This window comes from Pseudomonas sp. JAI120, from assembly GCF_014207255.1.
GTDB lineage: Bacteria > Pseudomonadota > Gammaproteobacteria > Pseudomonadales > Pseudomonadaceae > Aquipseudomonas.
Genome location: NZ_JACHCZ010000007.1, coordinates 220,891 through 235,496, shown reverse-complemented (window position 1 = coordinate 235,496; position 14,606 = coordinate 220,891). Strand labels below are relative to the sequence as shown.

Here is a 14,606-nt window from a genome sequence, read left to right as displayed (position 1 = left end):
GAAGCCAGGGGACGTTACCCCTGGCCCAGCCCCTTAAATCCACTCTTCGTTCATCAAATATTAAGAATCGCCTCCCTATACTCGCCGATTGCGGGCCGTTCCCCCGAGCGGTCCCCTGCCCCGGTAGCCACAACCCATGACGCGCCCCGCTCCCCTGCTGCTCCTGCTTGCTGGTCTGCTGTTCTTCTTTGCCCTGGGAAACCACGAACTGCAAGGCTCCACCGAAGCCCGCGTCGCGGGGATCGCCATGGCCATGCACCTGGACAATGATTGGGTCGTGCCGCAACTGTTTCGTGAACCCTTCCTGGAAAAACCGCCCCTGAGCCTGTGGCTTGACGCCGGAGCGATTCGCCTGTTCGGTGGCACGCCTGGCGCGGTACGCCTGGCCTCGGCATTTGCCGGTCTGTTCAGCGTGATGCTGTTCTATGGAATGCTGCGCCGGTTCGGGCGCCCGAAAACATTGGCCTTCAGCGCGGCGCTGATCCTGGCGACCATGGCCAGCTACTGGAGCAATGTGCGCGGCGTGGGGGAAGACTCACTGCTCAGCCTCGGCGTGACCACCGCGCTGCTGGCGTTCTACCAGGCGATGCGGCCTGAGTCCGAGCGCCAAGGCTCCACGACCTGGGCCTGGGCGCTGTTTACCGCCGGGATGGCGATCGCCACCTTGAGCAAAGGCGTACTGGGCCTGGCGATGCCGGGCATCGTGATCTTTGTGTACCTGGCCAGCACCAGCCTGATGGACAAGCGCCTGCGCATCGCCGACTGGCTCAAACCGGCGCTGTTTACCCTGCTGGCGTTGGTGCCGCTGATGATCTGGCTGGGCTTCCTGTTCCAACGCGGCGGAATGCAGGCCGTGGGCGAAGTGCTGTGGACCAACAGCGTCGGGCGCTTCAGCGGCTCGTTTGTGGAGGCCGGGCACTACGAACCGTTCTACTACTACATCGCCAAGCTGCCCGAGGCCTTCCTGCCGTGGAACATCCTGGTGTACCTGGGCCTGTGGCATTTCCGTAGAAGCCTGGTGCGTAACCGCTATCGCCTGTTTTTCAGCGTATGGCTGGTGGCGCAATTCACCCTGCTGACGCTGGCCTCAAGCAAGCGCACGGTTTATCTGATGGCCCTGACACCGGCCGCCGCCGTACTGGCCGCAGAATATGCACGGGTGTTGCTGGAATGGCTCAAGGATCACAAGCCGGCGTTGTACCGCTACCACCGGCACGTGATCGGCGGTGTCTTCAGCCTGCTGATCGCCTGCTATCTGGTGACCGCATTATGGTTCGCGCCAAAAGCTGATGCGCGCCAGTCATTCGTACCGGTGATCAGTCAGGTCCAGGCGCTGCAGGCGCAAGGCAAGGAAGTCGCGCTGTTCCAGCCCAACGAGCGGATCGCGGGGGCCGGCGTGTTCTACATGAAGGGGTACCTGAAGATCCTGCAGACGGAACCCGACCTGCACCGCTACCTCGCGGCCAAGCCCGGCAACGTTGCGCTGCTGGACCATACCAACGACTTGACCGCCAAGGTCACGGTGATCAAGGAGATGGCAATCAACCGCCAGCCCTACTACTTCATCGAGCAGTAAGGCCGGCGCGGGCATCAGTGTTTGGTGACCTTGTCCAGGTAACCCATGGCGAACGCCGAGATCACGAAGGTCATGTGAATGATCACGTACCACATCAGGTGTTGCGGATCGACGTTCTTGGCGTCCATGAAGATGCGCAGCAAGTGGATGGAGGAAATCGCCACGATGGAGGCCGCCACTTTCATCTTCAGCGACGAAGAGTCCATGGTGCCCAGCCAGTTGAGCTTTTCCTTGTTTTCATCGATATCCAGCTGCGAGACGAAGTTCTCGTAGCCGGAAATCATCACCATCACCAGCAAGCCGCCGACCAGGGCCATGTCGATCAACGACAGCAGCACCAGGATCAACTCGGACTCGGCCATCGAGAACACGCTCGGCAGCAGGTGAATCACTTCCTGGAAGAATTTCAGCGCCAGCGCCAGCAACCCGAGGGACAGGCCGAAATAGATCGGCGCCAGCAGCCAGCGCGAGGCGTACATAGCATTTTCGATAAAGCGTTCCATTGGATCTCACACAGCATGGCTAGAAATGGCGGCGAGTATACCAGCCGCTATAAGACACCTGTAACCACGAGAAAACTGACCTGAGCGGCATCTGTAAGAGAATTTTTCTGCTAGTGTCGAGCCCAATAACTCGGCTCGATGACGTCGGACAGGAAAAAACTCAGATGATGGATGTGCGATCCCCTTTGGCCAGCGTTGGCCTATGCGCCGCATTGTTACTGGCCGGCGGCTGTTCCCCAAGCGATGAGCAGAAACAGGCCACCCTCGAAGAGAAAACCGCAAAGTTCGAACAGTCCCTCGACAGCATCCAGGATCCGAAACTGCGCGACGCCATTGCCGACCTCGGCGGCTCGCTGCTGCTGCTGGAACGGGCGCGGGTCAAGCTGGCCACCAAGCCAATAGAAGCCGAATACGGCGAAGACACCCTCGCCCTGCTCAAGCACTACCCCACGCCGCAAGGGCTGGTGGACACCTACATCAATGGCTTGTTCGTACTGCGCAAAGCCTCACATTCGGACTACCTGACCGACCTGCAGCCGGTCTTCCCGTTCAACTTCAATGTGCCAGACCAGTTCCCCTTCCCCCACGGCCTGGAATGGCAATCCGTCACCTTGAGCAACAACAAGGTCGTGCCGTTCCAGCCGGAATGGTCGGAAACTGATCCCGGCATCCAGTTGAGCCCCAGCAGCTCCAACCTGACCAACCCGGATGACCTGACGGTCACCTATCCGTTCATCGATGGCATCGAGACGGAAAACAAAAGCCAGCCGCAACCCGTCCGCCTCAAGGGCACGGTAGAAGTGATCGCACCGGGCAAAGCGCTGACTTTCGATTTGTCGAAAAAGGACGTGGGCCACAAACGCACCGAAGGCAATATCACCGTCAACCTGCTGCTCCTGGAAAAGAACTACGCCGAAATCGAACTGACCAACAGCCAACCGCTGGCACCCGAGGTGGGTGACCAATCGCCTAACCCCTTGCTGGTACAGGCGCGGGACAGCACCGGGCAATTCCTCACACGCTCGGGTTCGATCAACGAAAGCAGCGCGCAAGTCGAGTTCTACCAGAAGCAATTGGCCGAGATGCAAAAACAGAAGGCCTGGTCCGACGCATTTGAAAAGCAACTGGTCGATGAGCAGAAAGCCTTCGAACACAAGCAGAGCAGCCATTACGCCAAGGTCTATTTCAATGGACTGATCGACACCCTGCAGATCAACGTGCTGGATTTCTCCAAGGCCACGGTCACCCGCAAGGACCTCGACCTGCCGGTCCTGCGCTTCGACAAGAACAGCCTGGAAAAGACCGTACAAGCCTTGCCCATGCCGGTCACCGTGTATGACGACGGCGCCGCCAGCTGGCTCAAGGACGCATCGTTGAGCGAGGAACAACTGAAGAACAGCGTCACCATCAGCCAGTCCGTCGAAGATGCCAGCGCCGCCCATATCGTGTTCGACCACCCATTCACCTTCAATGACGACCTGGTGGGCAGCGAGCGCAACAGCAGCGAATCACCGGTGACGTTCTTCACTGCCGACGAGAAAGGTGAACGCGGCGAGCCTATTGAACTGCCGACCGAGGCGTATGAATTGAACCCGGCCCGCGGCACTCTCACCTACGACCTCAACCTGTTCCCGGAAAACCCGGCGTTTGTCGTGGGTTCGATCCCGTTGTTCCTGGCGACTATCGAGAAAGGCGACATCGATGCGGCCAAGCTGCCTAAGGGGTTGTCGCTCAAGGACAACGCACTGATCGTCGACCAAAAGGAATTCCCTGCCGACAGCTGGCGCTTCTACGCCAAGGACGCCAGCGGCAACTACCTCAAGGAAATCCTCGGCGTCAGCCACCGCGCCGAGGAATACGGCACAGCCCTGTTTGACGTGCATTATTTCTACGGCCAGCCGACGGCACTGGAAAGCTACCAGCGCACCGACCTCAGTACCGTGCAATACGGCTTTGAGGTCAAATTGGACAAGCCCGAGAGCAAATAAACGCGCCTACAGCGCCAGTTGCTCATGGCTGCCATTGAGCTGGCGGAGATGGGCCTGCATGTGCAGGCACCAGATCTGCGGGTCACCCGCCAGCTCATAGCCGTGCAGGGTCAGGCTTTCGACGATCGATTGCAGCATGGTTTCTGCCACGAAGGGCCCATGAAACGGACCCTGGGATTTGATCGTGGAAGGTTGTTCGCCGGTCATTCCAGCGGCAAACAACAAGGTCCACATCCCGTTATCCCCCGCGAGAGGGCGAATGGAACATTCGATGCGGGTAACCAGGCCGAAGCACTGGCGGGTAAGGCAAAGGTTGCGCGGCATGGCGGCGACCCTCGGTAGATCGGTGTTCAACCTCAACCTATGGCGAGGCTGTTTCTATCCAGCGACTCCTGTGGATATCCCTACGCTCAGAATAGAAGAAAAACACGACAAACCAAGGCTGTAGGGACCAACGGACATTAGTCCCCCAGAAGGAAGTCAATTTAGTGACGCAACCAGATCCAAATGTGGGAGGAGGCTTGCTCCCGATGCAGTGTGTCAGTCGACATCTACATGACTGACCTATCGCAATCGGGAGCAAGCCCCCTCCCACATGTTTGATCCGGCCTCGCCTCAGAACTCAGGTGGGCTTGGCTTCGGCCAGCGCCTGCTGCGCCAGCTCCTTCTCCGCTTCCTTCAGGTCTTCCTCGCTGATCATCTCGGCAATCGCGCGCAAGCGCTCGACCACGCGGGCATTGACGGTGCCCTCCGGGAACTGGCCCTCGGCGTCCGGCTCACCGGCATCCTCGCCCACCAGCAGGCTCAACGCCTCATCCGCCTGACGCACCGCATAGATATGGAATTGCCCGGCGCGCACGGCCTGCAACACCTTCTCATCCAGCATCAATGTGGCAACGTTGGCCTGGGGAATGATCGCCCCTTGCTCACCGGTCAAACCGCGGGCTTCGCACAGGCGGAAGAAACCTTCGATCTTCTCGTTGACCCCGCCCACGGCCTGCACTTCACCAAACTGGTTGATCGAACCGGTGATGGCAAAACACTGCTTGAGTGGCGTCTTCGATAAGGCCGAGATCAAGGTGCACGCCTCGCCCAGGGACGCGCTGTCACCGTCCACGTAACCGTAGGACTGTTCCAGCGCGATACTCGCCGAGATCGCCAGCGGGAACTCCTGGGCATAGCGGCTGCCCAGGTAACCGGTGAGGATCATCACGCCCTTGGAGTGAATCGGCTGCCCGAGGTTAACTTCACGCTCGATGTCGACAATGCCACTGCCGCCCGGGTACACCGTGGCGGAAATCCGTGCCGGCACACCGAACGCCGAATCACCGACCTCCAGCACCGTCAGCCCGTTGCACTTGCCGACCGCCGCGCCGGCGGTGTCGATCAGGATTACCCCGGCGAGCATGTCGTCGAGAATCCGCGCCGACACACGCCCGGTACGCGTGGCCTTGGCCTTCAGTGCACGCTCGATATGGCCAGCATCGGTCATCTCATCGCCTGCCAGGTGACGGATAAAATCCGCCTCACTCACCAGCTGGAACAAATCCCCGATACGCGCCGACAAACGGCCCTGGTGCTCTGCCAGCCGTGCGCTGTAGGTGGCCAGGCGCGCCACCGCGTCAGAGGTCAGCGGCGCCATGCCTTCTTCCGAAGTGCGGGTTTTGAGCAACTGGGCGAACTGCTCCAGGCTCTCGTCCACCATCGGGATGTCTTCGTCGAAATCCACCAGCACCCGGAACATCTCCTGGAAGTCCGGATCGGCGTCCTGCAGCGCGTAATACAACTGGCGCGAACCGATGATGATGACCTTGACCTGCAGCGGGATCATCTGCGGGTTAAGGGTCACGGTGGCCAGGCGGCCCAGTTCGCCCAGGGGCGATTCCATCTTCAGCTTGCGCGACTGCAGGGAACGCTTGAGGGCGTCCCACACAAACGGCTCGCTGAGCATCTTCTCGGCTTCAAGAATCAGAAAGCCGCCGTTGGCACGGTGCAACGCCCCCGGGCGTAACTGGCGATAGGTGGTGTACAGCGCGCCCTGGTCGGTGCTGTATTCGATACGGCCGAACAGGTTGTCGTAGGTTGGGTGCGGTTCAAACACCACCGGCGCGCCACCGTTGACCGCATGGCCCACCACCAGGCTCGGGCAGTATTGCTCTTCGAGCAGCTTGCGGGCCTGGGCGTCGGTCTTGGCGTCGTCCACCAATTGTTCCACCACGGTTTTCAGCAGGTACACCTGCATGGCCTGCAGGTAACCGCAGACACCGGCGTTTTCCGCGTACTTTTCCGACAGCGGTGCGAGCAACGGTTGCAGGGCCAGGGTGATGGTTTCTTCGTTGAACTGACGCAGTTGGTTATTGGACTCGCGCTTCCACTGGGGCAGGCTGGCCAACTCCTCGTTGAGGCGTTCTTCCAGCTCGGAAATATCCGTGTGGAAACGCTCGCGATCCACTTCCGGCAGCTGCGAGAACTCGGCCTCATCCAGCGCCTTGCCGTCGAGCATCGGGGTGAAGGCGATGTTTGAACTGTCGCGGTACAGCGCCACGTCCTTTTCCAACGCCAGGCGTTCGATCACGTCCAGGGCCTTGTCATAGCGCTGGTTGAAGGCGCGGTCGATGGCACTTTTGCGCTGTTGATACGTCGGGTGTTCGAACACCGCCGGGAAGGTCGCGACGAGGTTGTCGACCAGGCCATTGATATCGGCAATGAACGCCGCCGCACCGCCGCCTGGCAATTCCAGGGCGCGGGGTTCGCGAGGCTCGTCAAAATTGTTCACATAAACCCAGTCCGCCGGGGTCTGCAGGCGCTTGCCCTCGGCTTTCAGGTAGCGTTTGACGAACGAAAAGCGGCCGGTGCCCGGCTCGCCCATGACAAATACGTTGTAACCGGGGCGTGGCATGGCCACACCGAACTGCAACGCTTCAACCGCGCGTTCCTGGCCAAGCACACCGCGAAAGGGCTCCAGATCATTGGTGGTCGAGAAGCTGAACTGTTCAGCGGAGAAAGGGCGAGTCAGCGCTTCGGGCGCTAGACGCAAGCTGGCAGCAACAGGATCAGGCATCGGGCTTCCTTACATCAGGCGGGGCAGATGACGGCATTCTGGCTCTCCGTTGCGCGCTCTGGCAAGGCGAGCCGTAGGGAAAGCATAGACACGGAACATACCCTACAAAAAAAACGCGACATTGCTGATTGTTTTATAAAAACACACGGAACCCTTGGAACGTGCCTAAACTCCAAACTGCGCGGGTTGGACTAATAACCGATCCCAGGGGCGCTATGAAGTGCCTGAACCCTTGTCCATTGGTTTGCACACAAAGAGAACAAAGCTATGAAACGGATCCTTCTCGGTACTCTCTTCACCGTCGTCTCCCTCAATGCAATGGCTGAAGCACCAGGCGGCCCGAACTGCGGTTGGGGCAACATGTTGTTCGAAGGCCAGCGCGGTACTCCGGCGCACTTCCTGGCTTCCACCACCAACGGTACCTCGGGTAACGCCACCTTCGGCATGACCTCGGGCACCAACGGCTGCAGCACCAACAGCGCGCTGACCTACGGCGGCAAGTCCTGGATTGCCATGAATGGCATGATGAACGAGCTGTCCGAAGACATGGCCAAGGGCAATGGTGAAGCACTGACCACCTACGCCGTGGTACTGGGCGTTGCTCCGGAAGATCGCGAGCACTTCGCGGCTGTGGCTCACGAGCACTTCCAGCAAATCTTCAGCAAGGCCGATGTGACCGCTGAAGACGTGCACAACAACACCCTGGCTGTACTGAAAGGCGATGCCCGTCTGGCGAAATACGCTACCCAGGCTTAAGCTCGACCTGCCCGCGCCTCCCCAGGCGCGGGTTTTATTTTTGGACCCGCCTCCCTTTGGGTCTCTCTAATTTCCGACTTAAGTTGCCCCTATGCTCAAACGCTTTGCCTGGATGGCACTCCTCGCCTGCGCCCCGCTGCACGCGGCACCGCACCTTGATGATCAACGTTTGCAGCAATTGGCCAATGATCCGTTCTGGCTCTCTTTAGGCCATTACGAAGCCGGCAAAATCAGTGGCTGGCGCAGTTATGTCAGTGAAAAGAAATTCTTCCTCGCAGCCGATGGCGCCCACCACCCGGATGCAGAACTCAAGGCCACCGTCGACGCGCTTTACGCTCCGGCCAGCCTGGGTGAAAAACACGCCCAATGCGTTTATCCCGCACGTACCCGCTGGCTCAAGGATCAGTTGCACCTCACTGACTTGCCCGCTGTGGACTGCAAGGAATTCAAGCAGTGGTTCAAGGACGTCGCGCCCCATAGCGCGGTCATGATCTTCCCGGCGGCCTACCTCAACAGCCCGTCCTCGATGTTCGGCCATACCCTGCTGCGTATCGACCAGGCCGACGTGCAGAGCAACAAGACCGCGCTGCTCAGCTACGCGATCAACTTCGGCGCCTATATCGAAGGCTCGGACAACAGCATCCTGTATGCCTGGAAAGGCCTGATGGGCGGCTACCCCGGCCTGTTCGCCCTGGTGCCCTACCAGGAAAAACTCTCGGAATACCGCAGCCTCGAAAACCGTGACCTGTGGGAATACCGCCTCAACCTCACCCAGGTCGAGACCGAGCGCATGGTCGAGCACGTGTGGGAGCTCAAGCAGATCCAGTTCGACTACTTCTTCTTCGATGAAAACTGCTCCTATCGCCTGTTGGAACTGTTGCAAGTGGCCCGCCCCGGCCTGCGCCTGACCGAACAATTCCCGCTTACCGCCATCCCCACCGACACGGTCAAGGCAGTGAAAGAGGCCGGTCTGGTCGAGAAGATCGACTACCGGCCTTCCCGTGAGCGCGAGCTGCTGGAGCGCGCCAAGCCGCTGGACAGCGATGAGCAACAGTGGGTGCTGAAGGTCAGCGACGACCAGCAGCAATTGCAGGCGCCGGCCTTCAAAGCATTACCTCGCGACCGCCAGGCCCTGATCATCGACGCCGCCTACCGCCTGGGTCGCTACCGCGCCAATGGCCTGGAACGCGACACCGCACGCTCCCAACGCAGCTTCGAGCTGCTGCGCGCGATCAACCAGAACCCCGCGCCCGACCTGAAGATCACACCCCCCGGTCTGCCCGAAAACGGCCATGAGTCACGTACCTGGCAAGCCGGCATCGGCACACGCGGCGACAAGGCATTCGGCGAATATGGCCTGCGCATGGCCTACCACGACCTCAACGACAACGCCGAAGGCTTCCCCCTCGGCGCACAGATCGAAATCCTGCAGATGAAACTGCGCCAGTACGAAGGTAACCACTGGCAACTGCAGCAACTGGACCTGGCCACCATCCGCTCCCTGACCCCGCGCAACGCCTTGCTGCAGCCGTGGTCCTGGCAAGTCACCGGCGGCCTGGAGCGCGTACCCGGTAAACACGACGACGAAACCCTGGTCGCCCATGTCAACGGCGGCGCCGGCGGCACCTGGCAACTGAGCGACGACATGCTCGGCTTCGCCCTCGGCACCGTGCGCGTGGAACACAACAATGACTTCAACGAAGCCATCTCCCCCGCTGCCGGGTTCAATACCGGCGTGTTGTGGAAAAACCCGCTGGGCAATTTGAGCCTGGAAGCAAAAGGGGATTTCTTCACCAATGGTGAAGTGCGGCGCAGCCTCAGCCTGAACCAGCAGTGGGAACTGTCCCGCAACCTGGGCCTGCGCCTGAGTGCACAGCGCGAGTACAGCCACTTGTCGACGCCGGTGAATGAAGTGATGCTTGAGGTGAAGTGGTATCACTACTGACTAACACCTTTTGTCAGCATTGCCCGCACAATCAGGAGTTCACTCGACATGGCCGTTACCTGCACCACTCTTGAAGAAGTTCGAAACAACATCGACCGCCTCGATCAGCAAATCGTCACCCTGCTGGCCGAACGCGGCCGCTACGTCTCCCAGGCGGCACGCTTCAAAAAAGACACCGATGGCGTCAAGGCCCCACAGCGGGTTGAGCAGGTGATTGCCAAGGTGCGGGGTTTATCGGAAGCCGTAGGCGCCAACCCCGAGGTGACCGAGCAGGTCTATCGCGCGATGATTGCGGCGTTTATCCAGCAGGAATTGGCGGAACATGCGGCTCTGGCGGCCAACCAGGCAACATAGGCCCTTGTGGTGAGGGCGCCAACGGTTTCGGCGCCCACCGCTCGATCTCCTCGCGCTCCACACCTTTCTCACACGCCTTTCACGCCTCCCCGACAAATCCCTATCTAGACTTCCCCCATCAGCCGTGAAGCGGCGAGGGAGCAAGCGATGTGGCGGTATGCAGTAATGCTGTGTGCGGTGGTGTGGCTGGCGGGTTGCCAATCGACTCATCAGGAGTTGCTCGCCAAGGGTTATCCACCGGCCTTTGCCGATGGCTTTGATGATGGCTGCAGCAGCGGTCGCCAGGCCGCTGGCGTGATCACTGGGGAGTTTCGCAAGAACGTTCCCCGCTACCTGAAAGACCGGGAATACGCCGCAGGCTGGGAGGATGGTTTTCGCCAGTGCAAGGCCATGCGCGAGAACGAGGAGTTGCGCGACTACAAGAACGACCACTGGGACGACCGCGAGCGCGCCTGGCAGCAGGAGAAGAACCGAGATGCTGCGCGGGCCTATCGCTCGCAATAGGTCGCTTTCAGACATCCATCGAAACTAAAGCGCGGCGAACATGGCCCAAGCTCCATAGAGGGAGAACGTCATGAGCCGAGCTTTTGTAAATGAGGACAACGCCGCCGCCCAGGCCGATCAACCGGTGGAGCGTCAGGTCAGTGAGCAGCCCAATCGCCTGACCGCGCAGGGGTTGGCGCAATTGCAGGCCAAGGTTACGCAACTACAGGCCGAGCACAGCGCCGAATCCGCCAAGGGCGAACAGGCCGACAAACAGCGCCAGGCCGACCTCGAGCGGGATTTGCGCTACTTCAACCAGCGCGTGCAGAGCGCCCAGGTGGTGGCGCCCGCTACGTCCACCGACAAGGTGCAGATCGGCAGTTGGGTGACCTTCGCCAATGAGCATGACGAGCAGCAGCGCATCCAATTGGTCGGCGAAGACCAGGCCGATGCCGGCGCCGGCCTGATCAACTGGGGTTCGCCCCTGGGCCGTGCCTTGCTGGGAGCCCAGGTGGGTGACGAGGTGCTGTGGAAGCGCCCCGTCGGCGATCAGTTGATCGAAGTGCTGCGCATCGAAGCCGAGGCTTAGACGATGCCTTGCGCCAGCATCGCGTCGGCAACTTTCACGAAGCCCGCAATGTTCGCGCCCTTCACGTAGTTGATCCGACCGTTCTCTTCGCCGTAGTGCACGCAGGCATGGTGGATCGACTGCATGATGTTGTGCAGCTTGCTGTCCACTTCACCGGCGGTCCACAACAGGCGCATGGCGTTCTGCGACATCTCCAGGCCGCTCACGGCGACGCCGCCGGCATTCGATGCCTTGCCCGGCGCGAACAGAATGCCCGCCTCGATAAAAATATCCACAGCCTCAAGCGTCGTCGGCATGTTGGCGCCTTCGGCCACACAGATGCAGCCGTTGCGCAGCAGCGTGCGGGCGGCTTCGGCGTCGAGTTCGTTCTGGGTAGCGCATGGCAGGGCAATATCGCAGGCCAGTTCCCAAGGGGTTTTACCGGCGCGGAACTCCAGGCCGTAACGCGCGGCCAGTTCGCTGATGCGCCCACGTTGCACATTTTTCAACTCCAGCAGCGCCGACCATTGCTCCTCGGTCAAGCCGCTTTCGGCGTACAGCGTGCCTTCGGAATCGGACAAGGAGATCACCTTGCCGCCCAGGTCCATGACCTTGCGCGCCGCGTATTGGGCCACGTTGCCGGATCCAGAGACCGCCACGCGCTTGCCTTCTACCCGTTGACCGTCGCGCTTTAGCATCTCTTCGGCGAAGTACACACACCCGAATCCGGTGGCTTCCGGGCGGATCAGGCTGCCGCCGTAGGTCATGCCCTTGCCGGTCAACACCGAGGTGAATTGGTTACTCAGGCGCTTGTACTGGCCGAACAGGAAGCCAATCTCACGGGCGCCCACGCCGATGTCGCCGGCCGGTACGTCCACGTCTGCGCCGATATGGCGGTACAGTTCGCTCATGAACGCCTGGCAGAAGCGCATGACTTCGGCGTCACTCTTACCTTTTGGATCAAAGTCCGAGCCGCCTTTACCGCCGCCCATGGGCAGCGAGGTCAGGGAATTCTTGAAGGTCTGCTCGAAGGCAAGAAACTTCAGCACCCCCAGGTTTACCGACGGGTGAAAACGCAGACCGCCCTTGTAAGGGCCGATGGCGCTGTTCATCTGGATACGGAAGCCACGGTTGACCTGGACCTTGCCATGATCATCCACCCACGACACCCGAAAGGTAATCGCCCGCTCCGGCTCGCAGATGCGCTCCAGGATGCCCGATGTCAGGTAGTGGGGATTGGCTTCAAGAAACGGCCACAGGCTGCGCAGGACTTCTTCTACGGCCTGGTGGAATTCCGGCTGGTCGGGGTCGCGTTTTTTCAGGCGGGCGAGGAAGGATTCGACGGATTCGATCATGACAAGTCTCGGCAAATTGATTGTTTTTAAATGAGATTGAGCCGGACTTTATCAATTCATGTCGCACCGCGACAGGGCAAAATGTCGCTTTTGTGAATTTAAATGGTGCATTAGATATAAATAAACCCAGGAAACAGGGATTTATCGCACTTAAAAGGGGATTACCAAGGCAGGCAATGCACCAACAAGGAAATAGCCATCGGGAGCAAGCCCACTCCCACATTTGATCGGTGTGGGTTGGGGAAAATGCGCAAAAAAAAACGGAGCCCGAGGGCCCCGCTTTTTTCAAACCAGCCGGATCAGGCCAGTTTTTTGTGCCGTACACGGTGCGGCTGAGCAGCAGCTTCGCCCAAACGCTTTTTACGGTCCGCTTCGTACTCGGTGTAGTTGCCTTCGAAGAACACGGCTTGGGAGTCGTCTTCGTACGCCAGGATGTGGGTCGCGACGCGGTCAAGGAACCACCGATCGTGAGAGATCACAATGGCGGCGCCCGGGAAGTCCAGCAGGGCTTCTTCCAGGGAACGCAGGGTTTCAACGTCGAGGTCGTTGGACGGTTCGTCGAGCAGCAGGACGTTGCCGCCCTCTTTCAGGGTCAGGGCCAGGTGCAAGCGACCGCGCTCACCACCGGACAGGTCCTTGACGAACTTCTGCTGGTCGCCGCCCTTGAAGTTGAAACGACCGACGTAGGTGCGCGAGGGGATTTCATAGTTGCCGATACGGATCTGGTCGGAACCGTCGGAGATCTGCTGGAATACCGTCTTGCTGCCATCCAGGTCTTCACGGCTCTGGTCCACGCAGGCTAACTGCACGGTTTCGCCGACTTCGATGGTGCCCGAGTCCGGGGTTTCCTTGCCCATCAGCATGCGGAACAGGGTGGATTTACCCGCACCGTTACCGCCGATAACGCCGACGATCGCGCCTTTTGGCATGGAGAACGACAGGTTGTCGATCAGCACGCGATCGCCATAGCCTTTGGTCACGTTCTTGAACTCGATGACCTTGTCACCCAGGCGCGGACCGGCCGGGATGTAGATCTCGTTGGTTTCGCTGCGCTTCTGGAATTCCTGCGACTGCATTTCTTCGAAGCGTTGCAGACGTGCCTTGGATTTGGACTGGCGGGCCTTGGCGCCTTTGCGCACCCACTCCAGTTCTTCCTTCATGGCTTTTTCGTGGGCCGATTGCTGCTTGGATTCGGCGGCCAGACGGTCGGACTTGGCTTCCAGCCAACCGGAGTAGTTGCCCTCGTAAGGGATACCGGCGCCGCGGTCGAGCTCGAGGATCCAGCCGGCAACGTTGTCCAGGAAGTAGCGGTCGTGCGTGATCGCAACCACGGTGCCCGGGAAATCGTGCAGGAAGTGCTCCAGCCAGGCGACGGAGTCGGCGTCCAAGTGGTTGGTCGGTTCGTCGAGCAGCAGCATGTCGGGAGCCGACAACAGCAGGCGGCACAGGGCCACACGACGTTTTTCACCACCGGAGAGGAATTCGACCTTGGCGTCCCAGGCCGGCAGGCGCAGCGCATCGGCGGCGACTTCCAGCTGGCGCTCCAGGTTGTGACCGTCGCCGGCCTGCAGGATCGCTTCAAGCTTGGCCTGTTCGGCGGCCAGCTTGTCGAAGTCGGCATCCGGCTCGGCGTAGGCGGCGTAGACCTCGTCCAGGCGGGCCTGGGCGTCCTTGATCACGCTGACGGCTTCCTCAACCACTTCACGCACGGTCTTGGTCGGGTCTAGGATCGGCTCCTGTGGCAGGTAGCCGATGTTCAGTTCCGGCATCGGGCGGGCTTCGCCTTCGAACTCGGTATCGACGCCAGCCATGATTTTCAGCAGTGTGGACTTACCCGAGCCGTTGAGGCCGAGCACGCCGATCTTGGCGCCGGGGAAAAAGGACAGCGAAATATTTTTCAGGATTTCCCGCTTCGGCGGAACAACTTTTCCCAGCCGATGCATGGTGAAGACGTATTGAGCCATGGTGAACCTAGCGTCTGTGACTGATGAATTAAGCGGGCGAAGCCCGTGCCAGG

At 60.1% G+C, this 14,606-nt stretch carries 12 protein-coding genes; 7 read left to right on the top strand and 5 right to left on the bottom strand.

The annotated features are described in order from the left end of the window. Positions 1-136 precede the first annotated feature (136 nt). Positions 137-1,576: a glycosyltransferase family 39 protein gene (locus HDC32_RS28610; protein WP_145336613.1), complete on the top strand. Its 1,440-nt coding sequence runs from the start codon at positions 137-139 to the stop codon at positions 1,574-1,576. A gap of 14 nt (positions 1,577-1,590) precedes the next feature. Here HDC32_RS28610 and HDC32_RS28605 read toward each other — a convergent pair whose 3' ends face one another. After that, entirely contained in the window at positions 1,591-2,079 is a 489-nt protein-coding gene (locus HDC32_RS28605) for a TIGR00645 family protein (protein WP_017253710.1), read from the bottom strand. Positions 2,080-2,243: 164 nt separating this feature from the next. Between HDC32_RS28605 and HDC32_RS28600 the strand changes: the two genes are divergently transcribed. Beyond that, on the top strand, positions 2,244-4,067 hold the full coding sequence (locus HDC32_RS28600; RefSeq protein WP_184746344.1) for a hypothetical protein: 1,824 nt from the start codon (positions 2,244-2,246) through the stop codon (positions 4,065-4,067). Positions 4,068-4,073: 6 nt separating this feature from the next. Here the strand turns inward: HDC32_RS28600 and HDC32_RS28595 are convergent, their stop codons facing one another. Together HDC32_RS28595 and HDC32_RS28590 are read right to left on the bottom strand one after the other, a co-directional pair. Continuing rightward, complete coding sequence (locus HDC32_RS28595; protein WP_167656450.1) at positions 4,074-4,391, bottom strand: hypothetical protein; 318 nt, start codon at positions 4,389-4,391, stop codon at positions 4,074-4,076. 298 nt (positions 4,392-4,689) lie between these two features. Further along, positions 4,690-7,128, bottom strand: coding sequence for a Lon protease family protein (locus HDC32_RS28590; protein ID WP_065938302.1), 2,439 nt, complete (start codon positions 7,126-7,128; stop codon positions 4,690-4,692). 267 nt (positions 7,129-7,395) lie between these two features. On the opposite strand from HDC32_RS28590, the gene HDC32_RS28585 reads away from it, so the two are divergent. The 5 genes from HDC32_RS28585 (at position 7,396) to HDC32_RS28565 (ending at position 11,255) form a co-directional block, all read left to right on the top strand. Next, on the top strand, positions 7,396-7,884 hold the full coding sequence (locus HDC32_RS28585; protein ID WP_027605327.1) for a DUF3015 domain-containing protein: 489 nt from the start codon (positions 7,396-7,398) through the stop codon (positions 7,882-7,884). Between the two features lie 91 nt (positions 7,885-7,975). Beyond that, a complete protein-coding gene (locus HDC32_RS28580) occupies positions 7,976-9,829 on the top strand; it encodes a DUF4105 domain-containing protein (protein ID WP_131699349.1) in 1,854 nt (617 codons plus the stop codon). 48 nt (positions 9,830-9,877) lie between these two features. After that, positions 9,878-10,183 carry a chorismate mutase gene (locus tag HDC32_RS28575; protein ID WP_145336619.1) on the top strand — a complete coding sequence of 102 codons (306 nt, stop codon included), beginning with the start codon at positions 9,878-9,880 and terminating at the stop codon, positions 10,181-10,183. A gap of 147 nt (positions 10,184-10,330) precedes the next feature. Next, on the top strand, positions 10,331-10,687 hold the full coding sequence (locus HDC32_RS28570) for a hypothetical protein (RefSeq protein ID WP_131699347.1): 357 nt from the start codon (positions 10,331-10,333) through the stop codon (positions 10,685-10,687). A 70-nt stretch (positions 10,688-10,757) separates the two neighbouring features. Beyond that, positions 10,758-11,255 (top strand): GreA/GreB family elongation factor, encoded by a 498-nt coding sequence (locus HDC32_RS28565; RefSeq protein WP_131699346.1) that lies wholly within the window; start codon positions 10,758-10,760, stop codon positions 11,253-11,255. Here HDC32_RS28565 and gdhA read toward each other — a convergent pair. Together gdhA and ettA are read right to left on the bottom strand one after the other, a co-directional pair. Continuing rightward, on the bottom strand, positions 11,252-12,589 hold the full coding sequence (gene gdhA / locus HDC32_RS28560) for an NADP-specific glutamate dehydrogenase (protein WP_167656448.1): 1,338 nt from the start codon (positions 12,587-12,589) through the stop codon (positions 11,252-11,254). The genes HDC32_RS28565 and gdhA overlap by 4 nt on opposite strands. Before the next feature lie 299 nt (positions 12,590-12,888). Further along, positions 12,889-14,553, bottom strand: coding sequence for an energy-dependent translational throttle protein EttA (gene ettA / locus HDC32_RS28555; RefSeq protein WP_053137900.1), 1,665 nt, complete (start codon positions 14,551-14,553; stop codon positions 12,889-12,891). Positions 14,554-14,606 lie beyond the last annotated feature (53 nt).